Origin of the sequence: Flavobacterium aureirubrum (assembly GCF_038739835.1) — a bacterium.
Taxonomy (GTDB): domain Bacteria; phylum Bacteroidota; class Bacteroidia; order Flavobacteriales; family Flavobacteriaceae; genus Flavobacterium; species Flavobacterium aureirubrum.
In genome coordinates this window covers 25,242-50,452 of record NZ_JBCGDO010000014.1, presented here as the reverse complement: position 1 = coordinate 50,452, position 25,211 = coordinate 25,242, and the positions used below count along the sequence as shown (strand labels likewise).

Annotated in this window: 26 protein-coding genes and 3 tRNA genes; 19 read left to right on the top strand and 10 right to left on the bottom strand. The window is 34.1% G+C overall.

Annotation, left to right across the window (positions count from 1 at the left end):
• Positions 1 to 150: 150 nt before the first annotated feature.
• From WFZ85_RS10905 to pyrF, 3 genes are all read right to left on the bottom strand, one after another.
• Positions 151 to 936, bottom strand: coding sequence for an alpha/beta fold hydrolase (locus WFZ85_RS10905; protein ID WP_342696324.1), 786 nt, complete (start codon positions 934 to 936; stop codon positions 151 to 153).
• A gap of 66 nt (positions 937 to 1,002) precedes the next feature.
• A complete protein-coding gene (locus WFZ85_RS10900; protein WP_342696323.1) occupies positions 1,003 to 1,791 on the bottom strand; it encodes an ABC transporter substrate-binding protein in 789 nt (262 codons plus the stop codon).
• A gap of 6 nt (positions 1,792 to 1,797) precedes the next feature.
• On the bottom strand, positions 1,798 to 2,637 hold the full coding sequence (gene pyrF / locus WFZ85_RS10895) for an orotidine-5'-phosphate decarboxylase (protein WP_342696322.1): 840 nt from the start codon (positions 2,635 to 2,637) through the stop codon (positions 1,798 to 1,800).
• A 197-nt stretch (positions 2,638 to 2,834) separates the two neighbouring features.
• On the opposite strand from pyrF, the gene WFZ85_RS10890 reads away from it, so the two are divergent.
• The 11 genes from WFZ85_RS10890 to WFZ85_RS10840 all read left to right on the top strand — a co-directional run bounded on the left by WFZ85_RS10890 (position 2,835) and on the right by WFZ85_RS10840 (position 9,427).
• Positions 2,835 to 3,272 (top strand): hypothetical protein, encoded by a 438-nt coding sequence (locus WFZ85_RS10890; protein ID WP_342696321.1) that lies wholly within the window; start codon positions 2,835 to 2,837, stop codon positions 3,270 to 3,272.
• Between the two features lie 71 nt (positions 3,273 to 3,343).
• Positions 3,344 to 3,904 carry a helix-turn-helix domain-containing protein gene (locus tag WFZ85_RS10885; RefSeq protein ID WP_342696358.1) on the top strand — a complete coding sequence of 187 codons (561 nt, stop codon included), beginning with the start codon at positions 3,344 to 3,346 and terminating at the stop codon, positions 3,902 to 3,904.
• Between the two features lie 6 nt (positions 3,905 to 3,910).
• Entirely contained in the window at positions 3,911 to 4,357 is a 447-nt protein-coding gene (locus tag WFZ85_RS10880) for a response regulator (RefSeq protein ID WP_342696357.1), read from the top strand.
• 1 nt (position 4,358) lies between these two features.
• On the top strand, positions 4,359 to 6,143 hold the full coding sequence (locus WFZ85_RS10875) for a CHASE3 domain-containing protein (protein ID WP_342696320.1): 1,785 nt from the start codon (positions 4,359 to 4,361) through the stop codon (positions 6,141 to 6,143).
• 209 nt (positions 6,144 to 6,352) lie between these two features.
• Complete coding sequence (locus WFZ85_RS10870) at positions 6,353 to 6,994, top strand: porin family protein (RefSeq protein WP_342696319.1); 642 nt, start codon at positions 6,353 to 6,355, stop codon at positions 6,992 to 6,994.
• Between the two features lie 11 nt (positions 6,995 to 7,005).
• Positions 7,006 to 7,158, top strand: coding sequence for a lmo0937 family membrane protein (locus WFZ85_RS10865; RefSeq protein WP_342696318.1), 153 nt, complete (start codon positions 7,006 to 7,008; stop codon positions 7,156 to 7,158).
• A gap of 5 nt (positions 7,159 to 7,163) precedes the next feature.
• Positions 7,164 to 7,466 carry a YtxH domain-containing protein gene (locus WFZ85_RS10860; protein WP_342696317.1) on the top strand — a complete coding sequence of 101 codons (303 nt, stop codon included), beginning with the start codon at positions 7,164 to 7,166 and terminating at the stop codon, positions 7,464 to 7,466.
• Between the two features lie 11 nt (positions 7,467 to 7,477).
• Entirely contained in the window at positions 7,478 to 7,855 is a 378-nt protein-coding gene (locus tag WFZ85_RS10855) for a hypothetical protein (protein ID WP_342696316.1), read from the top strand.
• A gap of 11 nt (positions 7,856 to 7,866) precedes the next feature.
• Complete coding sequence (locus WFZ85_RS10850; RefSeq protein ID WP_342696315.1) at positions 7,867 to 8,196, top strand: hypothetical protein; 330 nt, start codon at positions 7,867 to 7,869, stop codon at positions 8,194 to 8,196.
• A gap of 8 nt (positions 8,197 to 8,204) precedes the next feature.
• Positions 8,205 to 8,747: a hypothetical protein gene (locus WFZ85_RS10845; protein ID WP_342696314.1), complete on the top strand. Its 543-nt coding sequence runs from the start codon at positions 8,205 to 8,207 to the stop codon at positions 8,745 to 8,747.
• A 17-nt stretch (positions 8,748 to 8,764) separates the two neighbouring features.
• Positions 8,765 to 9,427 carry a hypothetical protein gene (locus WFZ85_RS10840; protein WP_342696313.1) on the top strand — a complete coding sequence of 221 codons (663 nt, stop codon included), beginning with the start codon at positions 8,765 to 8,767 and terminating at the stop codon, positions 9,425 to 9,427.
• 64 nt (positions 9,428 to 9,491) lie between these two features.
• Here the strand turns inward: WFZ85_RS10840 and prfA are convergent, their stop codons facing one another.
• Complete coding sequence (gene prfA / locus WFZ85_RS10835) at positions 9,492 to 10,565, bottom strand: peptide chain release factor 1 (protein WP_342696312.1); 1,074 nt, start codon at positions 10,563 to 10,565, stop codon at positions 9,492 to 9,494.
• A 105-nt stretch (positions 10,566 to 10,670) separates the two neighbouring features.
• On the opposite strand from prfA, the gene WFZ85_RS10830 reads away from it, so the two are divergent.
• Positions 10,671 to 11,147, top strand: a complete 477-nt coding sequence (locus tag WFZ85_RS10830) for a DUF6265 family protein (protein ID WP_342696311.1) — start codon at positions 10,671 to 10,673, stop codon at positions 11,145 to 11,147.
• A 7-nt stretch (positions 11,148 to 11,154) separates the two neighbouring features.
• Here the strand turns inward: WFZ85_RS10830 and WFZ85_RS10825 are convergent, their stop codons facing one another.
• From WFZ85_RS10825 to WFZ85_RS10815, 3 genes are all read right to left on the bottom strand, one after another.
• Entirely contained in the window at positions 11,155 to 13,500 is a 2,346-nt protein-coding gene (locus tag WFZ85_RS10825; protein WP_342696310.1) for a hypothetical protein, read from the bottom strand.
• The gene (locus WFZ85_RS10820; RefSeq protein WP_342696309.1) at positions 13,460 to 14,494 is read right to left on the bottom strand and encodes a hypothetical protein; all 1,035 of its coding nucleotides are present in this window, start codon (positions 14,492 to 14,494) and stop codon (positions 13,460 to 13,462) included. Before WFZ85_RS10820 ends, WFZ85_RS10825 begins: the two co-directional genes overlap by 41 nt.
• Positions 14,495 to 14,649: 155 nt before the next feature.
• A complete protein-coding gene (locus tag WFZ85_RS10815; protein ID WP_342696308.1) occupies positions 14,650 to 16,110 on the bottom strand; it encodes an aminoacyl-histidine dipeptidase in 1,461 nt (486 codons plus the stop codon).
• 158 nt (positions 16,111 to 16,268) lie between these two features.
• Here WFZ85_RS10815 and WFZ85_RS10810 point away from each other — a divergent pair, with 158 nt between their 5' ends.
• Complete coding sequence (locus tag WFZ85_RS10810; RefSeq protein ID WP_342696307.1) at positions 16,269 to 17,312, top strand: DUF3810 domain-containing protein; 1,044 nt, start codon at positions 16,269 to 16,271, stop codon at positions 17,310 to 17,312.
• Positions 17,313 to 17,839: 527 nt separating this feature from the next.
• Positions 17,840 to 18,919, top strand: a complete 1,080-nt coding sequence (locus WFZ85_RS10805; protein WP_342696306.1) for a DUF6544 family protein — start codon at positions 17,840 to 17,842, stop codon at positions 18,917 to 18,919.
• Positions 18,920 to 19,379: 460 nt separating this feature from the next.
• Here the strand turns inward: WFZ85_RS10805 and WFZ85_RS10800 are convergent.
• The 3 genes from WFZ85_RS10800 to WFZ85_RS10790 all read right to left on the bottom strand — a co-directional run bounded on the left by WFZ85_RS10800 (position 19,380) and on the right by WFZ85_RS10790 (position 20,141).
• Positions 19,380 to 19,453, bottom strand: a tRNA-Arg gene (locus WFZ85_RS10800).
• Between the two features lie 390 nt (positions 19,454 to 19,843).
• Positions 19,844 to 19,918, bottom strand: a tRNA-Pro gene (locus tag WFZ85_RS10795).
• Positions 19,919 to 20,057: 139 nt separating this feature from the next.
• Positions 20,058 to 20,141, bottom strand: a tRNA-Ser gene (locus WFZ85_RS10790).
• A 252-nt stretch (positions 20,142 to 20,393) separates the two neighbouring features.
• Here WFZ85_RS10790 and WFZ85_RS10785 point away from each other — a divergent pair.
• From WFZ85_RS10785 to WFZ85_RS10765, 5 genes are all read left to right on the top strand, one after another.
• On the top strand, positions 20,394 to 21,572 hold the full coding sequence (locus WFZ85_RS10785; RefSeq protein ID WP_342696305.1) for an acetyl-CoA C-acyltransferase: 1,179 nt from the start codon (positions 20,394 to 20,396) through the stop codon (positions 21,570 to 21,572).
• A gap of 105 nt (positions 21,573 to 21,677) precedes the next feature.
• Complete coding sequence (locus tag WFZ85_RS10780; RefSeq protein WP_342696304.1) at positions 21,678 to 22,439, top strand: C40 family peptidase; 762 nt, start codon at positions 21,678 to 21,680, stop codon at positions 22,437 to 22,439.
• 97 nt (positions 22,440 to 22,536) lie between these two features.
• Complete coding sequence (locus tag WFZ85_RS10775; protein ID WP_342696303.1) at positions 22,537 to 23,316, top strand: MlaE family ABC transporter permease; 780 nt, start codon at positions 22,537 to 22,539, stop codon at positions 23,314 to 23,316.
• A 4-nt stretch (positions 23,317 to 23,320) separates the two neighbouring features.
• Complete coding sequence (locus WFZ85_RS10770) at positions 23,321 to 24,073, top strand: ABC transporter ATP-binding protein (RefSeq protein WP_342696302.1); 753 nt, start codon at positions 23,321 to 23,323, stop codon at positions 24,071 to 24,073.
• Positions 24,074 to 24,082: 9 nt separating this feature from the next.
• Positions 24,083 to 25,060 (top strand): MlaD family protein, encoded by a 978-nt coding sequence (locus WFZ85_RS10765; RefSeq protein ID WP_342696301.1) that lies wholly within the window; start codon positions 24,083 to 24,085, stop codon positions 25,058 to 25,060.
• Positions 25,061 to 25,211 lie beyond the last annotated feature (151 nt).

Sequence of the window (25,211 nt, the reverse complement as noted above, 5' to 3'; positions counted from 1 at the left end):
TTTTAGAAATCAATAACATAAGTATAACATAACCTTAACATTGTAGGATTGTAAGACGTCCTATATTTGTAAAGTAATAAATTTGGTTTTTTATTATAATGGTTTAGGTTAGTTTAGAAACTGTCAAGTCTGGGAAGAATTGGCAGTTTTTTAGTTTTGAGACCTCAAAAAACCTATGACTGAACTGTTAAATGTTTGTGGTTGCTCCACATTGACTACATGTCCGCAATTAGGAATTACTACCAAACTCGAAGATTTATAATGACTTTCTGCTACTTTTCTAACAGAAGGTAAAAACATGTAATCTTCTTCACCCATGATATATAGCGTTGGAATATTCATTTCTACTTGTCGAAAAAGTTTTAGTACTGGATTTATTTCTGCAGTGAGTTTAAACCATCTTATAAATTCTTTTTGGTACAATTTTTTAGCTTCGTTAATAAATAGTAGTCGCGACTGTTTGTGGTTTTTATTAGGCATTATGACAAAGGCAAAAAATTTGTATAAAACCAAATAAGGCAAAACATACTTAAAAATATTTCCCAGTCGCATTAAAATTTGAGAACGAAAATTCATTTTCAAAATCGCGCCACCTAGAATCATACTTTGCACTCTATGCGGATGCATTTCTGCTAACTGACGGATAAGAATTGTTCCTAAAGAAATGCCTACAAAGTGTGATTTTTGAATTTTTAAAAAATCTAAAACTTCAATAATATCTTCCGCCAATGCGGTAAATGTATATTTCTGTTTGAAGGCATTTTTTATCTGCTGATTAGAATTGCCATGACCTCTCAAATCCAATAACAAAACGTTATACTCTTTCTGAAATTCTCTAATTTGCTTGAACCAAATAGCCGAACTTCCGCCAGCGCCATGAACAAAGGTTACCCATTGTGCGCTTTTTGTGTTGGAGTAAATGGTGTAATTAATCACAAGCAAATCATTTATTAAGTTGTAAATATAGTATTTTGTAGAAAAACAAAATTTAAAATTGGCTTTTTAGTGCAGTAATTTGAAATAATTGAATGCTTTCACTAATCTGCTTCCATACCAAGAGAATAGTTCACCATCAACGAAAATGGTTTTAGCGTGATGAGTAAAACGACCAAGTTCAAAGGCATGTTCATCAGAAAATGGAAATGGTTCAGAAGAAAGTAAAACTAAATCCGGATCGCCTTGAATGCGCATTTTTTGAATAATTACTTCAGGATAGCGTTCTTCTCTAGTGTCATAAATATTTTGAAAGTTATTGATTTTCAACATTTCATGAATGAATGTATTATTTCCGGCAACCATATAAGGATTTGCCCAAATGAAATAAGCCACTTTTTGAACTGGTTTATCTTTTATAAAATCGAGAAAATCGCCATGTGCAAAGTTGATTTTATCTATCCATTTTTGTGCTTCGGTTCTTTTATTAAAGAGTTGACCAAAGTCTGTTATCATTTTCAAATTATCTTCTAAAGTGACAATATCTGTCACCCAAACCGGACAAATTTTAGAAAGTTCGGCTACTATTTCTTTGGTGTTTTCTTCTTTATTAGCGACGATAATATCGGGTTGTAACAAACGGATTTTTTCAAAATGCACTTTCTTTGTACCACCAACTATCTTCTTTGTTGATTTAAAATGAAACGGATGCACACAAAATTTGGTAATTCCAACTAGCTCTTCTTCCAAACCCAAATCATAAAGTAATTCAGTTATCGAAGGCACAAGAGAAACAATCCGTTTTGGTGAAGTTTCAAAAAAATGGGAAGTTCCAAGTTGGTCTATAAAAGTCTTCAAAATAGTTTATACTAAATTATTTTGTTTCAAAATCATTTCCATTTCTTGTTGCAATTTCAATGCTTCTTCTCTAGCCTTTTCGGCAAAATTGGTACCAGTTGAAGCGTAAATAATCGCTCTTGAAGAATTTATTAGTAAACCAATGTCATCATTCATTCCATAGGAACAAACATCATACAAACTTCCGCCTTGCGCTCCGACTCCTGGTACCAAAAGAAAACTATCTGGCACTATTTTCCGAATTTCTGTAAAATATTCTGCTTTTGTTGCACCAACAACATACATCAAGTTTTGACTGTTTTCCCAAGTTTTAGCTGTTTTGACAACCGTTTTATAGAGTTCTTGACCTCCCGAAACTTCGGGATTAATTTTTGTCTGAAAATCAAAAGCGCCTTCGTTGGATGTTAATGCTAATAGTATCGTATGTTTGTTTTCAAAAGCCAAGAAAGGTTCCACAGAATCTTTTCCCATATAGGGCGCAACAGTGACACTATCAAAATTTAAATCTTCCAGAAAAGCCTTGGCATACATGGTCGAAGTATTACCAATATCGCCACGTTTTGCATCAGCAATAGTAAAAATTTCAGGATATTTCTTGTTGATGTAACTGATTGTTTTCTCTAATGATTGCCAACCTTTCAATCCATAAGCTTCATAAAAAGCCGTATTGGGCTTATAGGAAACGCATAAATCATGAGTAGCATCAATTATAGCTTTGTTGAATTCAAAAATTGGGTCTTCGAGTTCGAGTAAATGCTTTGGGATTTTGGTTAAATCAACGTCAAGTCCAATGCAAAGAAAGGATTTTTTATGTCGAATTTGTTGGATTAGCTGTTGAGTAGTCATTGCAATTGTTTTTCAAAGATACAAACATCGACGAAAAAAAGTATAAATTAATAAACATTTTGAACGTAAACGAAACAAACTTAAAAAATCTTTGCTGCATTAAAAACGAGCCCAAATCATATAATAAATTTCATAAATCATGTAACTCAAAAATTTTTAGACCGAATAGTTTTGTACAGATTAAAAACTCTCAACAGATGAAAAATCTTCTACTACTATTGATTTGCATTAACTTACTGCCAGTTGCCAAAATAAAAGCGCAAACCAACGCAAACATTAAATTAGAAAAAACAGCAACATGGTCACCAGCACAACGCTTTGATAAACAGTATTATTATTTGCCCGAAATAGATGCTTATTATGATGTTTCGCAGCGAAAATATATTTACCAATCAAATAATGCTTGGGTTCGTTCAAACACTTTGCCTACGCGATATAACAATTATAATTTAAAAAAGGGCAAAATAGTATACATCACCGATTATCGCGGAAATACACCTTTCAAATACCACAAAAAACATAAGAGTAAATATTACCATCCACAAAATAATGGAAAACATAAAGCAATAGGTCAGGGAAAAGGTCACACTAAAAAAAAATCAGTAATAGCCCTACTTTCTATTAAAAAAAATTAAGAGCAGTCGTCGTTCAAATAGTCTTACTTAAAAGGCAATTTGTGAAAAGAATAACTAACTTTACCCATATTATGAAACTCTTCTTAAAATTTGATTTTAACACTATTGTTAAAATTCACATCGAACAACTTCTTGCTCAAAATTATATAAAATATAAGACAGTCACTTTTGGGGAAATTGAGTTGTTGGAGTCGCTTTCCGAAGAGAAAATGGCAGCAATTAGTGCTACATTGCAGGCAAACGGTATTGAAATTGTTGAAAATCAAAAAAGTGTTTTAGTTCAAAAAATAAAAGATTTAATCGTTGAAATGGTTAAAAGTGAAGAACCAATAAGCGTTAAAAGTTCCATTTATTTGTCAGAAAAACTTAATCATAGTTATGGTTATTTATCCAATTTATTTTCTGAAATCACCTATTCTTCCATAGAAAATTTTATAATCATCCAAAAAATAGAACTGGCGAAGGAACTAATTAATGCTGGCGATATGAATTTAACTGAAATTGCTTTTCGATTAAATTATTCTAGCGTGGCGCATTTGAGCACTCAATTCAAAAACACAACGGGAATTACGCCCTCTGCATTTCAGCGCATTATTTTAAAACGAAAAGAAAAATACAATAACAATAAATAAAATATGATGACCAAAGATTTTATAACCATAATTCTTGCCGATGATGATGAAGACGATAGATTATTTTTTACTGATGCTTTTGACGAATTAAAGATTAATACGAGAGTTAGCACCTATAATGATGGTGTGGAATTGATGGATTATCTGAATGATATAAATTCCATTTTACCTAATATTTTGTTTCTTGATATCAATATGCCAAAAAAAAATGGTGTAGAATGTTTATTAGAAATTAAAAAAAATGAGCGTTTCAACGATATTGCCATTGCCATTTATTCGACCTCGTCATCAGAGGAACACGTTGAAGAAACTTTTATAAATGGCGCAAATATTTATATTAAAAAACCAAATGACTTTCAAACCTTAAAAAAAATATTGGCCGATGTAGTGGCACTCAATTGGCAATATCACACATCTGGGTTAAACAAGGACAACTTTTTACTCCGAATGTAAAATGAAAAGAATTCAACTGCATAATTCACCGCTATTTTTAAGAATAATTTTTGTACTATCAGCAGCTATTATTTTTTTTATTGCGGGAGTCACCTTTAAACACATTACGGTTTTAAAAAAGTCTTCCACATGGATGGTCAACAGTTATGAAGTAAACATCGAATTAGAAAAACTTATTTCCTATTTGAAAGATGCCGAGACAGGGCAAATGGGTTATGCTGTTACAAGAGATAAAAGTTTTTTAAAACCTTATTACAACTCCAAACAATTGATGAAAGCCTCTTTCGACAAAGTATCAGAGTTATGCAGAAATAGCAGAACGCAACAAGATAATTTAAAAAAGTTACTAGGTCTAATCAATAAAAGACAAAATCACCTTTCCCAAGCGCTGTATCTTATTAAACAAAATAAAATCACTGATATTGTTTTGCAAGAGAATTTAAATGAAGGTAAAAAAACCATGGACACCATCAGGAAAAAAGTGGAAGAAATGTTAATTGTAGAAAAAAATCTCCTAAAAATAAGACAAGATGATTATCACAATACTATAAATTATACACCGCTTTTTATTTATCTAACTTCAATAATTTCGCTAGTTCTTTTAACAATAGCTTTTGTTAAAATGAATGAGGATTTAATTGTACTCAAAAAAGCCAATAACAAACTAACAGTCACTAATCAAGCCAGTAGTTTGGCAGAAATTGTAGGTGAATTTGGGAGTTGGCAGCTAAATTTAGAAACAAACGAATATCATTTTTCTGATAATGAATACCGTCTTTTAGGTTGTGATCCACAATCGTTTAAAGCCAGCTTAGAAAAACGACTCGAGTTTGTGCATCCAGAAGATTTAGATTATGTGATAAAAACAACCAACGTCATGTTTGCCAATAAAGATCTTCCTTCTTACACTTATAGAATAATCCGAAAAGATGGCGAAATACGATATTTTAGAGGAATGGGAAGAATTGTTGAAAATTTATCTGGTAATAAAACATTTGTGGGAACAACCAGCGATGTAACCGACGAAATTTTAGCTAATAAATTACTGGAAGAGCGCAATAGAGAACTAGAACTTAACAACAAAGAATTAACGGCTTTCAACTATATCGCTAGTCATGATTTGCAAGAACCTTTGCGAAAAATTGAAACATTTATATCAAGATTAATCGATAAAGACTCCACAAGTTTGTCTGAATCGGGGCAACAATACTTGAATAAAATAAAGTCTTCTACCAGTAGAATGCGAATTCTTATTGACGACTTACTTCAATTTTCTCGAACCAACAAAAGTGAAAAAATTTATGAACTCTCTGATTTGAATGTTCTCTTTGACAATGCCAAGCAAGAACTAACACAAGCGATTGACGAAAAAAATGCTAAAATTGTAACTAACAAATTGCCCGAAATGAGTGTAATTCCGTTTCAAATTCAGCAATTGTTTACAAATATCATAGGAAATTCATTGAAATACAGTAAGGAAAATGTTCCGCCAATAATAAAGATTACTAGTGCATTGGTACATTCAAAAAACGAGAAGCGACTGCCAGACAGCCATGATAAATTTTATAAAATAGCCATAGAAGACAACGGAATTGGTTTTAATCAAGAATATGCCGATAAGATTTTTATCCTATTTAACCGGCTTCACAATAAAAACGAATACTCTGGAACAGGAATTGGACTTGCCATTTGCAAAAAAATTGTTGAAAATCATCGAGGCTACATTTTTGCCACTGGTAAACCTCAAGTAGGAACCAAAATTACGATTTACCTTCCTGTAGCTTAATTTCGGAACTCTTTTTATTAAAAAACAGCAACAGCAAGCGCTCCAAAACTAGGAGCGCTTTTTTTTGTACCTATCAGATGGTAACTATGTAATTATTGTAGAAAAGTATGTAAATAGAAGTAAACGATAAGGTTGCAAATTTGTACTGTAATAAAAGGTACAAAAAAACAATTCCGATTTTACAACAAAAAATAATAAAACTGATAATTATGAAAAATCTAAAAAAAATTGCTCTATTAGCTTTACTAACGATAGGAACAGTCGCCACTACAACTGCACAAGGTCCAGGAAGTACTAAATTTGGGGTTAAAGGTGGATTAAATATGTCGAATCTATATACTGAAGATGTAGACGATCAAAATGTACTTCTTGGGTTTAATTTGGGTGTATTTGTAGAAGTGCCTATCACATCGAGAGTGTCTATACAACCCGAATTACTTTACACAACAAAAGGTGCCGAATTAAAATATGATAATGCCTTTGCGCAAGGAACAGGAAAATTTAGATTAAACTACATTGAAGTTCCTTTATTACTAAAATTTAATGTGACTAAAAGTTTTGATGTTCATTTTGGACCATACGTAGCATATTTAATTGATTCAAAAATCACTAATGAAGACGCCAACGGAAACATCAACTTTGAAGAAGCTGTAAATGAAGATGATTTAAACAAATTAGACTTTGGATTAGCTGCCGGAATTGGTATTAACTTCGACGGTTTTGGAATTGGAGCTCGTTATAATTATGGTTTAACAACAGTAGGTAAAGAACGAACATTCTTAGGCCAATCCTATACATTCCCTGATAGTAAAAACAGCGTTCTAAGCATTTTTGCTACAATCTCACTTTAAAAAAAATAATTATGCAAAATTTATTATACACAGTAGCGGTAATCATGGTGATGCTATGGGCACTTGGTTTCTTAGTCTACAGCGTTGGAAATATTATTCACATTCTTTTAGTAATTGCAGTAATTGCGGTTTTACTAAGAGTAATTAAATCAAAAACAGTTTAGAAATTATGAAAAACAATGATGTATTATTAGGTATTCTTGGTGGAGTTGCAGTTGGAGCCGTTTTAGGCGTCTTATTTGCCCCAGCAAAAGGTAGCGAAACCAGAAAAAAAATAGCCAACACGAGTGTGGATTTTAAAGACAGCATAAAAGAGTCTTTGGAAAATTTTTCTGAAAAAATCGCTCAAACCATTAACGGATTAAAAGACGAAGCCAATGAAATTATTGCAGATGCAAAAGACATCATTGATGAAGAAAAAGTAAATTTTGACAATTTGAAAGAGATGAACAAGTCAAAAACCCTATCGTAAGTAAGTAAGTAATGGAATCATTTGCAACATCTAAAGATAAACTTTTCGAAAAAGTTGAAAATTATGCTAACACCAGCATCGATTTATTGAAGCTTAATGCAGTAGAAAAATCAGCCGATGTAGTATCATCATTAGCTCATCGAATTGTTCTCCTTTCGATTGTTGCAATGTTTACATTGTTTATCAATATTGGTGTTAGTATGTACATTGGTAAATTACTAAACGAATACTATTTAGGCTTTTTCATAGTGTCAACGTTTTACTTGGTATTAGCCATGATCGTTTACCTCTTTAGAAATAGATTTTTAAAAATGCCCATTAGCAATATGGTCATCACAAAGCTCTTAAAAAAAGTTGACTTAGACGATGTGTTAAATACCAGTAAGTAACAAAACTAAAAATGAGACCATTAACGCCTACAGAAAAACTTGAAAGTGCTATAGCTATTTTAGAAGCAAGACAATCTAATCAATGGCAAGAAATCCGATGTCAATTTGATAGTGTAATTGAAACTACAAAACCTATCAATATTATTAAAAACACATTAAAAGATTTTAGTACAATACCTAATGCCAAAAAAAGTATACTAGGTCCAATTACAGGCATAGTAGCAGGATATGTTTCCAGAAAAATAGTAGTAGCTGATAATTCAACTAGTACTTTAAAGAAAATAAGTGGTTATGTGCTTCAAATGGCGGTAACCAAATTAATATCAAAACAAGTAAATTAAAAACAAATATGAATACAAAAATTACATTAAAATCGATTTTCACCATTGTTGCTATAGTTTGTGCAACCTCAATAGTAAACGCTCAAGAACAAACAAAAAATTATGACCAAGGTTTCCGACTAGGATTTGGAATCAATGCAGGATTACCAACAAATGACCCTTATGATTTAAATCTCGGTGCCGATGCCAGAATTCAATACGATTTAACAAAAAGATATTCGTTGACCTTGACAACAGGTTTTAGCAATATGTTCGTATCAGGTGATGACAACGATTTAGGTTATATTCCTGCCAAAGTGGGTTTCAAAGCATTTATATTAAAAGATCAGTTGTATCTAATGGGTGAAGTTGGTGCTGCTTTTGCTGTAACCAATGGTTATGATAAAACTTCATTATTACTCAGTCCATCCATAGGATATGCCACTGATAAATTTGACATCAGTTTACGATATGAGCATTTTAACGATTTTCCAATAGAAAACAGCAATAACATCATCGGAGAAGGCTTAGGACTTATAGCATTGCGTTTAGCTTATGGATTTAAACTTTAACACTTAAATACTTTATTATGAAAACTATATTAAAAACTTTTACAACATTAACTGTACTTCTTTCTATAATTTCTTGTCAAAATCCACAAGAGAAAAAGACAGAAGAGCTGGCCAATAATTACGTAAAATTTGTCGACTCGGTTGCCAATATCGACCAGGAACAAGCTATCGAAAATTGGGATGCTATTCAAAAAATGAACGAAAATAAAACTGCTGAACTCAACATCGAAGTAGATAAATTGGAAGATAAAACCCAATTGAATGCAAAAATTGACTCTGCAACAATCAAATATGAAAAATGCCAACTACGATTAATGGAATTAAAATCTAAATATGATTCAGAAAACAAAGCCATTACAATGAGAAAAGCATTATTTGGGAACGATTATGTAGCGGATGATTTAACTTTTACCTGGGTAAATAAAAACAATATTCTAAGTGTTTATGAAAAATTTACTACTACTGTAACACAAAATAAAGATAGCTATTCACGACAAGAATGGGATCAATTAAAAATGTTATATGAAGCATTAGATAACAGAAAAAATACTGTTGAAAAACAAGGACTAACAGCTGCTGACAATAATAAAATAGCCACATTAAAATTTAAATTTGGACCTATGTTTATGGTGAACAGAATGGGCGCTAAATCTGAAGAAAATTCAGAAGCTAAAGAATAAAAAGTTTGGTTTTAAATTAGGTGGAAGGCAGCGAGATTTAGTCTCGCTGTCTTTTTTTTTGGTACTAAAAAACTTCGCTTTCTTTGAGTTTCTCCATATTGTTAACCAACTGAAGTTCGTCAACAAATTTTTGGATTTTACCATTCATTACGCCATCCATATCAAAAACATCTAACCCAATTCTGTGATCGGTTACACGACCTTGAGCATAGTTATACGTTCGGATTTTCGCAGAACGGTCACCTGAACTTACTTGAGAAGTACGTTTGGTAGCGTCTTCCGCTTGCTTCTTGGCTAATTCTTGTTCGTATAATCGGGAACGCAATACTTCTAAGGCTTTATCCTTATTTTTATGTTGTGATTTTTGATCTTGACATTGTGCCACCAAACCCGTTGGGATATGCGTTAAACGCACAGCCGATTTAGTGGTATTCACCGATTGACCTCCTGGACCAGAGGAACAGAAAAAATCTACACGAACATCGTTCATATCGATTTGTACATCAAACTCTTCGGCTTCGGGTAATACCATTACGGTTGCTGCCGAAGTATGAACTCTTCCTTGTGTTTCGGTTTGTGGAACACGTTGCACTCGGTGAACACCAGCTTCAAACTTTAATGTTCCGTATACATCTTCACCCGTAACTTCAAAAATAACTTCTTTAAATCCACCAGATGTTCCTTCGTTCATATCCACAACTGACGTTCTCCAACCACGAGCTTCGCAATACTTGGTATACATACGGAATAAATCACCTGCAAAAATAGATGCTTCATCGCCACCAGTTCCGGCACGAATTTCAACCATAACGTTCTTGGCATCTTCTGGATCTTTAGGAATCAACATAAACTTGATTTCCTCTTCTAGTTCGGGTAATCGTTCTTTCGCTTCGTCTAATTGCATTTTGGCCATTTCTACCATTTCAGCATCGGAACCGTCTGCTAAAATTTCGTTGGCTTCTTTAATATTGGCATCAAGCGTCACATATTCATCGCGCTTTTCCATCAGTGCTTTCAGCCCTTTATATTCTTGATTTAACTGTACGTAACGCTTTTGCTCAGAAATCACATCGGGTTGAATAATCAAATCCGAAATTTCATCGAAACGCTGTTTTACATATTGCAATCTTTCTAACATGGTATTGTCTTTATTAGGAGTGCAAAAATACAAAAAAAGTGTTCAGTTCGCGGTGTTCAGTTGGCAGAAATTTTATAGTATTGTAACAACTAAAAAAAATAAAAAATGAAACCATTCTTTGGGATTATTCTGCTTGCCTTTTTGCTTTCTTGTCAAAATAAAGAAAAGAAAAACTTTGAACAATTAGAAAAAATGAATTGGCTTATTGGAAGTTGGGAACGTTTAATGCCCGAAGGATTACTAACTGAAACATGGACTCAAGAAAACGACAGTACTTTCATCGGTAAAAGTTATTTTATTATCAACAATAAAGACACTGTTCACTCTGAACAGATTGAATTAAAGGTGCAACAAGAGGTTTTGGTTTATAGCGCCACGGTCAAAGGACAAAATAATGACGAACCCGTTGATTTTAAATTAAATTCCGATACTGATAACGCTTTTAGTTTTGAAAATTTGAAACATGATTATCCTCAAAAGATTGTGTACAAAAAAGTAAATGAAACCAGTTTAATCGCCACTATTTCTGGAAAACAGCAAGGAAAACAAACGCAAGAAAGTTATCCGATGAGAAAGAAATAATCAATTCTTATCTTCTAGCTTTAAAATAATCTTGAAAGAAAGTACAATCTGACGCTAAATCTTGGTAATAATCAGGATAATTTGTTTTCAAATCTTGATAATATTTATTTCTATTGAATACTGATTTTTTATAATCATCATATTTGCCATCATATTCATAGGGTGTTTCATTTTCAATTTTATACGACTCACACTTTGCTATCATTTTTAAACATAACGCTTTAAATTTATCAGTCTTTGCATTTTTTAAAGCCAATTTATAATAATTCTTCGCCAAATTACATTGGAAAAATTCTTTATCATCTTCAAGAGAAGTACTTCCACCAGCCAAACTCGACCAATAATAGCGTCTCATCATCCAAGAGTTTCCATGTTGTGACATATTATAATAACCATTTGCCACAAGGAAATAATAGTAATCTCGATCTTTAGTTTTTGTACCGTTAGCTTTGTTTAAATATTTGATTAATAATTTAGTTACGGTGAACTTATTCAATCGAATAGTATCTTTTAACGGAATAAATTCGGGTGTATATTTAAGTTCATAAAATGGGTTTTGATCAAAAACATTACTTCCAGAATCCCAACTATTACCACTTCGTTCCCAAGCAGAATATCTATCATTCCATTGCTTATTGCTAACCTTTTTAAATGCCACAAGTGCGCTTTGTAATTTATTTTGTCTGATATATTTTGTACCTAACAAATCATACATTCTTGAGATTTCTCTTTTCAAAACGCTGTATTTATAAATTGCAAATTCATCATTACTAGTTCTGTTTACAATAACATTATTTATCAAGGCTTGCACTTGTTCTGGTGTATACATGATATTGATGTAATCAAAATAATTATCGTAGAAATCAGCATAATTATCGCCTTTACTTTTCTTTGATTTCCAAAAAGCGTTGTAATAGGTAGTAGTTTCTTCATCCCAATGAACTTCGTTCATCAACGAATACAACAAGGCAGCATCAGTGGTATTGTCTTTGTACTCTAATTCTCTTCCTATGGCAAAAAGAAATTTTTGATGCTTTTTGTTTTTAAGTAAAATCGGTTTTATGTCATCCAAAATAATCGCTTTTCCAAATTCTTGATTGGCAGTTAAGGCTAATGCTTTAAGGATATTTATTTGATTTTTGATTTCAACAGTACTATTATCCTTTTCTAAAACGGCAATATTATCTATACATTTTTGATAGTCTTTACTCATAAATTGTAGATATACCTTACTCAAATTCCATAACAAAGGATTATCTGTATTTTTACTATTAACCGTTTCACTAAAGGCCAACACCTTTGAAGCATATTGCCTGTCCTCTTCTATCCTTTTGGAAATTTGCATTATTGAATTATTGTTTTCTTCTTGCCAAGAATTTCTTCTGGTAGCAGGCTCAAACAAAGAATAATAGGGTGTAAAAACCCAATCTTCCATTTTATTCATTTCGCGCAACAAAAGAAAACTAAAACCTTCTGAATTAGGCGCTAATTGATGTAATTTTTGAATGTATTCTAATGATTTATCTACAGTTAGAATTCCTTTCAAAAGATACACATTGGCTTTTTCTTTATCATTTTTGGCAAAGGCTAACACTTTTTCAATTGGAATTTGAGAATTGTATTGCTGTGAAATCATGAAGCGCTTGTCGGGTGCATTGGCAAAAACTTGAGCTGCATAAAAATTACACAAAGCCGAATCTACTTCTGCAAGAGATTGAAAATACAAACTCCAATAATAGATGATATCTTTTTTATTGGACTTTTTTATATTTTCTTCAAATAAAGCATTGATGGTTTTAACATCACTATTATAGTAGGAAAGGCGCATGGCTAAAAACAAATAGCGAAACTTGATAGCTTCTGTTTTAGAAGTTTCAGCTAATCGAATGGCTCGTTTAATTTGATTACTACGTTTAACAGTAACAAACGATTTATTTCTCTCCCACGGATCTTCTTCCCATGAATTTCCAAACTCTGAATTTTTTGCAAATTTTAAATAATTGATGGCTTCTAAATCTTTGACTTGAAACAAGTACTTAATCATCGAGTTAGTAGAATTAGCATTAATTTCATTAGCTGGAAGTGAATTTAATACTATAGAAATATCGGTCAATTTTACTTTTCCTTTACAGTAATCCAACCACAGTTTTTCATTTGGAAAAACATAACCCGCTGGATATTGAATACCGGGATAGAAATAATTAGCCGAATAATTAAATTCCTCAAACAAATAGTAGCCAAAAGCTTTGCTATTTAAAAATGAAAAACGTAAATCTTCACCTCTCGGATAAAATCCGCAAGCCAATAATCCGTTATTTACTAAAATCAGTAAAAAAACTAGTGATTTCTTCATTGGAGTAATTTTTTAATTGTTCTTCATCTAGGTGAAATAATGAAATGGTTGTGTTGTCATCGAAATCTATATTGCTCTTCAATAATTTGATTGCACTTTTTATTTTTTCTGCGTTGATTTCTTCAAACTTTATTTTGTCGCCAATTCTAAGATATATATCATTAACCACAGTGTCTTTTGTTACAGAATACCACAGTGGTTTGTCTTGTTTTAATATCTTTTTCATGCCTTTGTTATTAGCATAAATCACATTTGAAAAACGTTTATTTTGATATACTTGCATCCAAGAATAAATAGGCAAAGCGATGTCAATATGTTTGGGATATTTAGGAACCGATTTTAAATAGCTTTCTAATTCAGCTAAGTCTAAAATCGAATTTTTATTTTCATTTTCTAGCGGATTGATTAAATTATAACACATGAGCATCACTTTATCTACTGGTGGAACGCCCATTTTATCTGGATATTTATAAGGATACAATCGCAAGGTGCAACTGATTTCTTTTTTAGAAATTTCTTTTAGTTTCTTGAGAAAATAAAAATAATTGTCTTTGGTTTTCATGGTCCAATCGCAATCCATTTGAAACTCAATGGGCTTTTTGGCTTGCTCAAATCGCTCTTTACTGTATTTATTTATAAGGAAATTTATATTGTCAGCCAAGGTATCAATAGCACCTTTGGAAGCTTTTAGAAAAACAGCATTTTTCAAAAAAACTGTTGGGATAATAGAAATACTATCTTGTCTATTATAAAAATACAATTGGGTTTTAGAAATTGGGAAAAAACCTAAAGCATCACTATAATCTACCTCAAAGAATTTCACATAAAGTTTATTGACTTCACTATTTCTTCTTAGCGTATCTAACTCTTGTGACATTTGATATTGATTTGACTTCCAATAGTAAAAAGCACGCTCAACATTTTCTATTTTATTCTCTTTTTGACAAGAAAAAAAGAACTGTGAAAGCAACCCAAGAAGTAGTATTTTTTTCATTTTAAGAATTTTAGTTATAACGAATTGTTAGTATTAAAAGTATATTTTATTTTGGAATTATTTACAATAAAAAAACCTCGCTTATTTCTAAACGAGGTTTGTAGAAAAGCACTTCGACTGCGCTCAGCGTGACAACTGAAAACTGCGACTGAAAACTACTTCACCGGAATATTCGCCAAAATCTCCAAGAAAAACTTCCAAAACTTCTGAGACGATGTTATCGAAGCTCTTTCATCAGGACTGTGCGCGCCGTGAATGGTTGGCCCAAAAGAAATCATATCCATTCCGGGATAATTGGTTCCCAGAATGCCGCATTCTAAACCTGCGTGACAGGCAACAACTCTTGGTTTTTCGTTGTTTTGCTTTTCGTAGATACTAACTAAAACGTCCAATATTTCAGAGTTTACATTGGGTGTCCAGCCTGGATAACTTCCGCCAAAAGTCACTTCGCAACCAAACAATTCATAAGCCGAACGCAAACCGTTGGCTAAATCCATTTTAGATGTTTCAACTGATGAACGAGTTAAGTTTTGGATAGTTATTTCGCCGTCTTTAACAATCACACGAGCAATGTTATTAGAGGTTTCTACTAAATCTGCCATGTCAGCACTCATTCTGTAAACGCCATTGTGTGCCGCATAAATCGAACGCAATAAACCTTCCTGAACGCCCAAATCCATGACTTTTGATGGGACATCGCTTTTCACTATTTCAATAGTCAAATTAGGTTCCATCGTTTTGAATTCCGTTTTAATATCGTTGATGATTTCTTGCATGTCAAACACAAACGCTTCATCATACATTCCGGCCACGATTACTTTAGCAACACTTTCTCTTGGAATGGCATTGCGCAAACTTCCACCGTTGATTTCAGCAATTTGAAGACCGAAGTTTTCAAAACCATCAAATAATAAACGGTTCATAATCTTATTGGCATTTCCCAAACCTTTATTGATATCCATGCCCGAATGTCCGCCGTTTAGCCCTTTTACGGTAATGGTGTAACCTACTGAATCTTCGGGAGTTTCTTCTTCGTTGTAACTTCTATTGGCGGTGACGTCTATTCCTCCAGCACAACCAATGTCGATTTCGTCGTCTTCTTCGGTATCTAAATTTAAGAGGATTTCGCCTTTTAAAATTCCCCCTTTTAAATTTAACGCTCCTGTCATTCCAGTTTCTTCATCAATGGTAAACAAGGCATCTATGGCTGGATGTGGAATGTCTTTGCTTTCTAAAATAGCCATGATAGCAGCCACTCCAAGCCCATTGTCAGCACCCAATGTTGTTCCTTTTGCTCTAACCCAGTCGCCATCTACATACATCTCGATTCCTTGGGTAAGGAAATCAAAATTGGTATCGTTATTTTTTTGGTGCACCATGTCTAAATGGCCTTGTAGGACAATGGTTTTTCGGTTTTCCATTCCCGGAGTGGCTGGTTTTCTTATGATTACATTTCTGATTTCGTCTTCAAAAGTTTCCAATCCCAAACTGTTTCCAAAGTTTTTCATGAATTCGATTATACGTTCTTCTTTTTTTGACGGACGTGGCACCGCATTCAAATCGGCAAACTTATTCCAGAGCGCTTTTGGCTCTAGGTTTCTAATTTCTTGGCTCATTATAGTGTTGTTTTTTTTAATTATCGAGGCACAAAGTTACAAAGTTGACCCATCAGTTCGGGAGATTTTTATGAAATAAAAATTGTATCGGGAACTCATCTTAATAAATTTATTTCTAAATCGATATTGTCTTTATATTTACATTTTAAAAATCGACTTTGAAAAAAAAATACATTCTTCCCTTATTTTTAGTTTTTCAGATTGTTTTTCTAAAGGTTTTAGCCTTTATCCCTGCCTTTGTTGAGCAATGGTACAGCAATGGATTATATGTTTATATTGCTAAAATCAGCCGAACGGTTTTGGGTAAAGTTCCTTTTTCTGTTGGGGATTTAATTTATTCCGCAGCGATTGTTTATGCTGTTTATTGGCTTGTTAAAAACAGAAAAAGCGGCTGGAAAAACCTGACTTTAAGCATTTTGAGTTTTCTCTCGGTGCTTTATTTTGCGTTTCATTTTCTGTGGGCGTTTAATTATTATCGTGTACCACTTTTTGAAAAAATGCAAATCCGTCGTGACTATAATGAAGAAGACTTGCTGCAATTCACTGAAAAACTGATTGTGACTACTAATGCCATTCATTTTAAGATTACCAAAGACAAAAACAAAAAAGTCACTGTTCCCTATTCGCAAAACGAGGTTTTTATGATGACACAACGCGGTTATGACCTCCTGGCAAAGCAACATCCCTATTTTAGTTATAGTATTCCCAGTCAAAAAAAATCCCTACTTAGTTTGCCTTTGACTTATATGGGATTTGGCGGCTATTTAAACCCGTTTACTAACGAAGCTCAGGTAAATGACCGGTTGCCGATGTATAGTTTCCCGAATGTGGTTTGTCACGAAATGGCCCATCAAATTGGTTTTGGTAGTGAAAGCGAGTGCAATTTTATTGGCTTTTTAGCCGGAGTTTCAAATGATGACTTGTACTTTCAATATTCGGCTTATGCAACAGCTTTGCGGTATTGTTTAGGGACTGTGGCTGCAAAAGAGAAAACCTTGTTTGAGCGATTAAAGTTAAAAGTAAATCCCGGAATTATTAAAAACTACCGAGAAAGTGAAGCTTTTTGGAAACAGTATGACACCGTTATCGACAAAGCCTTTCATGCTTTTTATAATCAGTATTTGAAGTCCAACCAGCAGGAAGATGGGATTGATAGTTACAATAAGTTTGTGGATTTGTTAATTAATTATTATCGCCTTTAGTTAGCTTGTACTGTTTTTGAGGCTGTTACAGTTCCAATACAAGACAGATTGTTCCCGACGCTCGACCCATCACTTCCGACTACAGACTCATCACTTCCGACGTCCGGCTCATCACTCCGAGCTTTACAAAGTCTCCCAACTTCGTGGCAACAAAAAAGCAAATCCCAAACAAATCCCTTCACGTGGTACTTCACCAACTTCAAAAATCTTCCAACTTTATACAAAACCAATCAATATAACAATCCCGTCAGGGATGATATACCGGTAAGGATGTATTTTAATGCAGCCAACCAAAGCCAGCTCCACAAAGACTCCCCACTACCACCCAAATCCCTTCGCGTGGTTTCAAAAAAAAAATAACAACAAAACAAACTTATAGGCTGTTTTTCCTGCGAGTATTTTTAGTATATTTGATAGAAGGATTTCTTCGTCAGTTCGCTATCGCTCGGGTGTGGATATTTTTTCATGGTCTGAGATAAATGGTAACTATAAATGACACTCCCTGCAAAAGTTAAAACTAAATAACTATGCGAATATTTCTTCTAATACTACTCGTTCTGCACGGATTTATTCACTTGATGGGTTTTACAAAAGCTTTTGACCTGGGTACTTTTACGCAACTATCCAAAGAAATTTCTAAACCGATGGGTGTTTTTTGGCTGACAGCCTTTATACTATTTCTAACAGCAGCCATTTTATTTTTTCTGAAAAAAGAAGAATGGTGGATAGTTGGGACAACAGCAGTTATCATTTCGCAAATACTAATTTTCACTGTTTGGAACGATGCGAAATTTGGAACCCTAGCCAACCTAATTATTTTTTGTGCGCTATTATTAAACTATGGAAGCTATAGTTTTGAAAAAAGCTATCAAAAAGACGTAAAAGAAAATCTGCAGCGCACTTCGAAGTTGCCAACAGAATTACTTACTGAACAAGATTTACTTCCCTTGCCTGAACCGGTGCAGCGCTATATAAAGTATTCGGGTGTGGTAAACAAGCCAAAACCTCATAACATGCGGATTGTATTTGAAGGACAAATGAGAGAAAAAGGAAAAGATTTTTTTCCGTTTACTTGCGAACAGTATAATTCTTTTGACGAACCTACCCGTTTGTTTTTTATGAAAGCAAAAATTAAGGGCTTTACTGTGCCCGGTTATCACAAATACAATAATGCCTCCGCTTTGATGGATATAAGACTTTTTGGATTCTTCCCTATTGTAAAAAAAGCAGGAAAAGAGATGAACCAAGCGGAAACTGTGACCCTTTTTAATGATATGTGTTTGATGGCACCTGCTACCTTAATTGACAAACGAATTACGTGGCAAGCTATTGACAGTAATTCGGCGAAAGCCACTTTTACAAATCAGAGTAACAAAATAACGGCCATTTTATACTTCAATGATGAAGGGCAATTAATTGATTTCATTTCCAAAGATAGAGACGTAAATAATTATCCATTTTCAACACCTGTGCGTAATTATAAAAATAAAAATGGTCTAAACATAATGACGTATGGCGAAGCTATCTGGCATTACCCTGATGGAAAATTTGTTTACGGGAAATTTAATTTGAAGGATATTGAATATAATGTTACAGCACTAAAGTAACATGATGTAAAGCTTAGTAAAAAACTGTAGTACTAAAATGCATTATTGAAAAATATCTTCTTTGAAGAACGGGTGCAAAAGAATTTACAGAATAAAAGAATTTTATTTGTATTCCAATAACTGAAAATCCTTAGGTTTTTGAACACTTTCATCTTTGCGACCATAACGCACTAATCACTTCACGCGGATATAATTTCAAATAACAACAAAGCAAACTTACAGGCTGGTTTTCTAACACTATTTTAGTATATTTGATAGAGGGATTACCGCCCCGGTGTGAATGTTTTTCATGGTCTGAACGAGTACTGATTTAATCGACAGTGAGACTATACAAACCAAGACTCATAACAAATTTACAATCCATGATACAGGTACGAAAGTGACGAAATAAACTATTAAATCAAAGCTACCAAAACCCCTAGAAACAAAAAAAGCCGCTAAACATAGCGACTCTATTCTGTGATCCCAGAAGGATTCGAACCTTCGACCTACTGCTTAGAAGGCAGTTGCTCTATCCAGCTGAGCTATGGAACCATTTTCTATTAGCAAATTAAGCTACTATTCTTCACCGTTAACATTAAAATTCCTTAAAACTTAACCTTCGACCTTCCCGATTTTCAATCGGGATGCTCTATCCGGCTGAGCTATGGAACCATTTTCTTTTAGCAAATTAAGCTACTATTCTTCGCCGTTAACATTAAAATTCCTTAAAACTTAACCTTCGACCTTCCCGATTTTCAATCGGGATGCTCTATCCGGCTGAGCTATGGAACCATTTTCTTTTCGCAAATTAAGCTACTATTCTTCGCCGTTAACATTAAAATTCCTTAAAACTTAACCTTCGACCTTCCCGATTTTCAATCGGGATGCTCTATCCAGCTGAGCTATGGAACCAAAAAAGTTTTAATTAAAAACTATTAAATGTCGGGGTGGCAGGATTCGAACCTGCGGCCTCCTGCTCCCAAAGCAGGCGCGATAACCGGGCTACGCTACACCCCGTATTTCGTTACTTGTGCCCTTACCGACTTCTCATCAGGACAACATAACTGGGCTCCGTGCTACCCAATGTACTTATCAATTGCGACCTTCCCGACTTTCAATCGGGACGCAATAGCTAGGCTACAATTCAACCTATCAGCGGAGAGACAGGGACTCGAACCCTGGCGACGGTTACCCGTCGACAGATTAGCAATCTGCTCCGTTACCACTCCGGCACCTCTCCTACAATTTCAATAAACAAAAAGAACATTTTCTTAAAGCGGTTGCAAATGTAATTTAACATTCTATAATTTACAACTATTTCATTTCTTTTTTTAATTAAATGGGGAAATAAACTGTGAATAACTTAATTTTCAACAAACTAGAAAAATAGCACCCATAGGATAGCATCACAATCATTGAATTATATCTATCGCAATAAATCATTTTAAGATAAAAAGTTTAGCTTTGCAGTACAAACAAACAATTTACGCAAATGAATACAAAAGTTGTGATAGTGGCCGCTGTGAGAACGCCTATCGGAAGTTTTATGGGTAGTTTATCAACAATTACAGCTCCTCATCTGGGAGCCATAGCTATAAAAGGAGCGCTTGACAAAATTAATCTTGACCCTAACTTGGTTGATGAAGTTTTGATGGGTAATGTTGTACAAGCAGGCGTAGGTCAAGCACCAGCCACACAAGCCGCAATTTTTGCAGGATTGCCCAGTACAGTCCCTACAACCACTGTTAACAAAGTTTGCGCTTCTGGTATGAAAGCCATTATGCAGGGTGCACAAGCTATTATGTCTGGTGATGCCCAAATCGTTGTTGCTGGTGGCATGGAAAACATGAGTTTAATTCCTCATTATGTCCACTTGAGAAACGGTGTAAAATTTGGACCCACTTCTCTCGTTGACGGAATGCAAAAAGATGGTTTACTAGATGCTTATGATAATACCGCAATGGGAGTTTGTGCTGATTTGTGCGCTACTGAATATAAAATATCTCGCGAAGAACAAGATGCATTTGCCATTCAATCCTATGAACGTTCAGCAAAAGCTTGGAACGAAGGGAAATTCAACAATGAAGTCGTTCCTGTAACTATTCCTCAAAGACGTGGTGAACCGATAATTTTTGCGAAAGATGAAGAATTCACCAATGTTAAATTAGATAAAATCCCCACATTAAATGCGGTTTTTACCAAAGACGGAACGGTAACAGCGGCCAACGCATCTACTATAAATGATGGTGCGGCTGCACTAGTATTAATGAGTGAAGAGAAAGCTATTTCTTTAGGATTAAAGCCATTAGCGTATATCAAATCCTACGCAGATGCTGCTCAAGAGCCAAAATGGTTTACTACTGCACCAGCAAAAGCATTACCTAAAGCGCTTGACAAAGCAGGAATAGCATTATCCGATGTTGACTATTTTGAATTCAACGAAGCTTTTTCAGTAGTTGGGTTAGCCAACGCTAAAATTCTTGGGCTAGATAATAATAAGGTTAATGTGAATGGTGGCGCCGTTTCTTTAGGACATCCGTTAGGCTGTTCTGGAGCAAGAATTGTAGTTACTCTGATTAACGTTTTAGAGCAAAATAACGCAAAAATTGGTGCTGCGGCTATCTGCAATGGTGGTGGTGGCGCTTCTGCAATTGTTATTGAAAGAATCTAATGAAGTATGATTTTAGAAATAAGATGTAAGATTAAAAAATATAAATCTGAAATCTATTATCTGAAATCTATTATCTGAAATCTAATATTTGAAATCTAATATTGAATGTTTGCCATTTGTAATCTAGCCATAATTCCTTTGCGAGCAGAGCCAACGGACCGAAGCGAAATCGTTTCGCAAGTATTGTTTGGCGAACACTTTGAAATTTTAGAAACACAGAAGCAATGGTCAAAAATCAAATTACAATACGACGATTATGAAGGTTGGGTAGATTCAAAACAGTATCAAATTATCTCTGAAAAAAACTTTACTGAGTTATCTAAAGACGCCATAATTTTAAATAATGATTTAGTAGAACATATAACGAATTCTGATAATATCCTAATCCCAATTACACTAGGCGCATCACTATCCTTTTTAAATCACAGTGAAGTTAATGTCGATAATTTTGAATTTGAAGGGATGAAAACCAGTGGTGTCAAACCAAAATCCAGTTTGATTTCCACCGCTTTCATGTATTTAAACGCACCCTATCTTTGGGGTGGAAAGACACCTTTTGGCATTGATTGTTCGGGATTGACCCAAATGGTGTATAAATTAAACGGATACCATTTGCTCCGCGATGCCTCGCAACAATCCACACAAGGAGAAGCGTTGAGTTTCATTGAAGAAAGTGAGCCAGGTGATTTGGCTTTCTTTGACAACGAGGAAGGTAAAATTATTCATGTGGGTATCATTATGGAAAACAATCATATCATTCATGCCAGCGGAAAAGTTAGAATTGATAGATTGGACCATTTAGGAATTTATAATGCAGAGCAAAATCGACATACACACCGATTGAGAGTTATCAAGAAAATTATTTAAGCCGAAACTTGTGTTTCGGCTTTTTTTTGGTAATAAAGATAGCTTTTCTCGGTAAAATTACTTATATTTGGTAAGGACAGTAGTTAAATATTTCCTTATGTATACCAATTCCGCGATCATACAATCTTTCAAAACTTTTTTAGAAGAGACAGGAGACATTGCCTATTTTACCGCACGATTTTTTAAAGAAGTTGTAAAACCACCGTTTGAGGGTAAAGAATTTCTGAAGCAATGTTACAACATGGGCAATAAGTCTTTATTGCTGGTTAGTGTTACTGGGTTTATAATCGGACTAGTTTTCACCTTACAATCAAGACCTACGCTTCTTAAGTTTGGTGCTGTTTCTTGGATGCCATCCATGGTGAGTATTACTATAATCAGAGAAATGGGACCCATAATAACCGCCTTGATTTGTGCCGGTAGAATTGGCTCTGGAATAGGTGCTGAATTGGGTTCAATGCGAGTTACAGAGCAAATTGATGCCATGGAAGTTTCAGGAACTAATCCTTTTAAATACTTAATAGTTACAAGAATTTTAGCCACCACTTTTATGCTTCCCATTTTAGTTTTTTTTGGTGATGCTGTCGCTATATTTGGATCAGCTATAGTAGAAAATATTAAAGGGAATGTTTCGTTTTTACTCTATTTCAACCAAGTTTTTGACGCCTTAGTTTTTAGCGACTTAATCCCTACAACTATAAAAACATTTTTCTTTGGTTTTGCTATTGGTTTAGTAGGTTGTTACAAAGGTTATAACTGCAAAAAAGGAACTGCAGGCGTGGGTTTAGCCGCTAATTCCGCCGTCGTTTATACCTCAATGCTGCTTTTTATAATCGATTTTATCGCTGTTTTTGTTACCAATATTTTTTACGGATGATTGTATGAGTAAAAATTATAATAAATCTAATCCCATTATTGAAATCAAAGACTTGAAAAAAAGCTTTGGCGATAATCGTGTACTGGGCGGATTTAACATGGAATTGTATGAAGGAGAAAATCTGGTAATTATGGGCAAATCTGGTTCTGGTAAATCAGTCATGATAAAATGTCTCATCGGATTGGAAGAACCTGATAGCGGAACGATAATCGTGATGGGCAAAAACATTAACACATTAGAACATGAAGAACTAGACGAACTGAGAACAGAAATTGGTTTTCTCTTCCAAGGAAGCGCATTATACGACTCAATGTCGGTGAGAGAAAATTTAGAATTCCCACTACGTCGTCACACCAAAAAGTTTGGGATTATAAAAGACACAACGCCAATGGTGATGGAAGTACTCGAAAGTGTGGGTTTGGCTCACGCAATTGATTTAATGCCAAGCGAACTCTCCGGCGGAATGAAAAGAAGAATAGCTTTGGCCAGAACATTAATTTTGCAACCCAAAATCATTCTCTACGACGAACCCACAACAGGATTGGATCCAATTACTTCCAAAGAGATTATTTTACTCATGATGTCTGTGCAAAAAAAGTACAACACATCCTCTATCATCATTACTCACGACGTTGATTGTGCCCGAGTAATTTCAAACAGAATGATTTTATTAATCGATACTATTAACTATGCCGAAGGAACTTTCGGAGAACTATCAACTTCTGAAGATCCAAAAATTAAGGCCTTTTTTAAATAAATACTACTAATGGAAAAAACAGCATCAGAAAAAATTCGTTTGGGATTATTTGTCATAATTGGATTGTCATTCTTTGTGATTGCGGTCTATTTTATTGGAAGCAAACAACAAATGTTTGGAAAAACAGAACATTTAATCGCTGTTTTCAATAACGTTGGCGGACTGCAATTGGGCAACAATGTGCGGTTTTCAGGAATAAACGTGGGTACAGTTCGAGGTATCGAAATAATAAATGACACTACCATAAACGTAGAAATGCAGATTGACCAATCCTATTTTCCATACATCAAAAAAGATGCTGTTGCGTCTATTGGTTCTGATGGTTTAGTGGGAAGTGTAATTATCAATATTATGCCAGGAAAAGGAAATCAACCACAAGTTCAAGCTGGCGATGTCATTACTGCGGCAAAAAGAGTGCGAACCGATGACATGTTGAGCACCTTAAATATCACAAATCAAAACGCCGCAAAGCTCACCGCTGACTTACTCAAAATAACCAACGACATCAATACGGGTAAAGGAACCTTTGGGGTTTTACTAAGAGACGAAGCCATGGCAAACGATTTAAAAGAGACCATAAACAATTTAAAAACCACTACACAAATATCAACTCAAACCTTCGATAATCTAAACAATCAAATTACCGCTCTCAATAATAAAGACAATGTTATTGGCGTTTTAAAAGACACCGCAATCGCCAATAAAATAAAAAATGTAGTAGCCAATCTCGACCAATCTAGTAAAGAAATCAACAAAATGGTAACCAATCTAAACGCAACGATTGTAAACGTTAAAGAGGGAAAAGGCGCTATCAATTATTTGTCCAATGACCCAAAACTGGTAAAACAAATAGACTCAACAATGACCAACATCAAGGAAGCCAGTAAAAAATTAAATGAAAACATGGAAGCATTGAAACATAACTTTTTGTTCAGAGGATATTTCAAAAAACAAGAAAAAGAAAAAAAGAAAGCCGCTAAGAAATAATAGTTTTTGTTCTACCACGAGTCGGTTGGGTTGATTGCTACAACATTATATTTCACATTATAAACCATTAAGTAATTTTAGTTTCATTAAGTCTTAATTTGCTTAATTCGCTTAATGGTTTAAAAATTTGTGTTCAATGTTTCTTAAAATA

Excerpts from the sequence above, each read along its gene's own strand:
- pyrF (WP_342696322.1), bottom strand. The coding sequence starts at position 2,637 with ATGACTACTCAACAGCTAATCCAACAAATTCGACATAAAAAATCCTTT.
- WFZ85_RS10890 (WP_342696321.1), top strand. The coding sequence starts at position 2,835 with ATGAAAAATCTTCTACTACTATTGATTTGCATTAACTTACTGCCAGTT.
- WFZ85_RS10885 (WP_342696358.1), top strand. The coding sequence starts at position 3,344 with ATGAAACTCTTCTTAAAATTTGATTTTAACACTATTGTTAAAATTCAC.
- WFZ85_RS10880 (WP_342696357.1), top strand. The coding sequence starts at position 3,911 with ATGACCAAAGATTTTATAACCATAATTCTTGCCGATGATGATGAAGAC.
- WFZ85_RS10875 (WP_342696320.1), top strand. The coding sequence starts at position 4,359 with ATGAAAAGAATTCAACTGCATAATTCACCGCTATTTTTAAGAATAATT.
- WFZ85_RS10870 (WP_342696319.1), top strand. The coding sequence starts at position 6,353 with ATGAAAAATCTAAAAAAAATTGCTCTATTAGCTTTACTAACGATAGGA.
- WFZ85_RS10865 (WP_342696318.1), top strand. The coding sequence starts at position 7,006 with ATGCAAAATTTATTATACACAGTAGCGGTAATCATGGTGATGCTATGG.
- WFZ85_RS10860 (WP_342696317.1), top strand. The coding sequence starts at position 7,164 with ATGAAAAACAATGATGTATTATTAGGTATTCTTGGTGGAGTTGCAGTT.
- WFZ85_RS10855 (WP_342696316.1), top strand. The coding sequence starts at position 7,478 with ATGGAATCATTTGCAACATCTAAAGATAAACTTTTCGAAAAAGTTGAA.
- WFZ85_RS10850 (WP_342696315.1), top strand. The coding sequence starts at position 7,867 with ATGAGACCATTAACGCCTACAGAAAAACTTGAAAGTGCTATAGCTATT.
- WFZ85_RS10845 (WP_342696314.1), top strand. The coding sequence starts at position 8,205 with ATGAATACAAAAATTACATTAAAATCGATTTTCACCATTGTTGCTATA.
- WFZ85_RS10840 (WP_342696313.1), top strand. The coding sequence starts at position 8,765 with ATGAAAACTATATTAAAAACTTTTACAACATTAACTGTACTTCTTTCT.
- prfA (WP_342696312.1), bottom strand. The coding sequence starts at position 10,565 with ATGTTAGAAAGATTGCAATATGTAAAACAGCGTTTCGATGAAATTTCG.
- WFZ85_RS10830 (WP_342696311.1), top strand. The coding sequence starts at position 10,671 with ATGAAACCATTCTTTGGGATTATTCTGCTTGCCTTTTTGCTTTCTTGT.
- WFZ85_RS10825 (WP_342696310.1), bottom strand. The coding sequence starts at position 13,500 with ATGAAGAAATCACTAGTTTTTTTACTGATTTTAGTAAATAACGGATTA.
- WFZ85_RS10820 (WP_342696309.1), bottom strand. The coding sequence starts at position 14,494 with ATGAAAAAAATACTACTTCTTGGGTTGCTTTCACAGTTCTTTTTTTCT.
- WFZ85_RS10815 (WP_342696308.1), bottom strand. The coding sequence starts at position 16,110 with ATGAGCCAAGAAATTAGAAACCTAGAGCCAAAAGCGCTCTGGAATAAG.
- WFZ85_RS10805 (WP_342696306.1), top strand. The coding sequence starts at position 17,840 with ATGCGAATATTTCTTCTAATACTACTCGTTCTGCACGGATTTATTCAC.
- WFZ85_RS10785 (WP_342696305.1), top strand. The coding sequence starts at position 20,394 with ATGAATACAAAAGTTGTGATAGTGGCCGCTGTGAGAACGCCTATCGGA.
- WFZ85_RS10780 (WP_342696304.1), top strand. The coding sequence starts at position 21,678 with ATGTTTGCCATTTGTAATCTAGCCATAATTCCTTTGCGAGCAGAGCCA.
- WFZ85_RS10775 (WP_342696303.1), top strand. The coding sequence starts at position 22,537 with ATGTATACCAATTCCGCGATCATACAATCTTTCAAAACTTTTTTAGAA.
- WFZ85_RS10770 (WP_342696302.1), top strand. The coding sequence starts at position 23,321 with ATGAGTAAAAATTATAATAAATCTAATCCCATTATTGAAATCAAAGAC.
- WFZ85_RS10765 (WP_342696301.1), top strand. The coding sequence starts at position 24,083 with ATGGAAAAAACAGCATCAGAAAAAATTCGTTTGGGATTATTTGTCATA.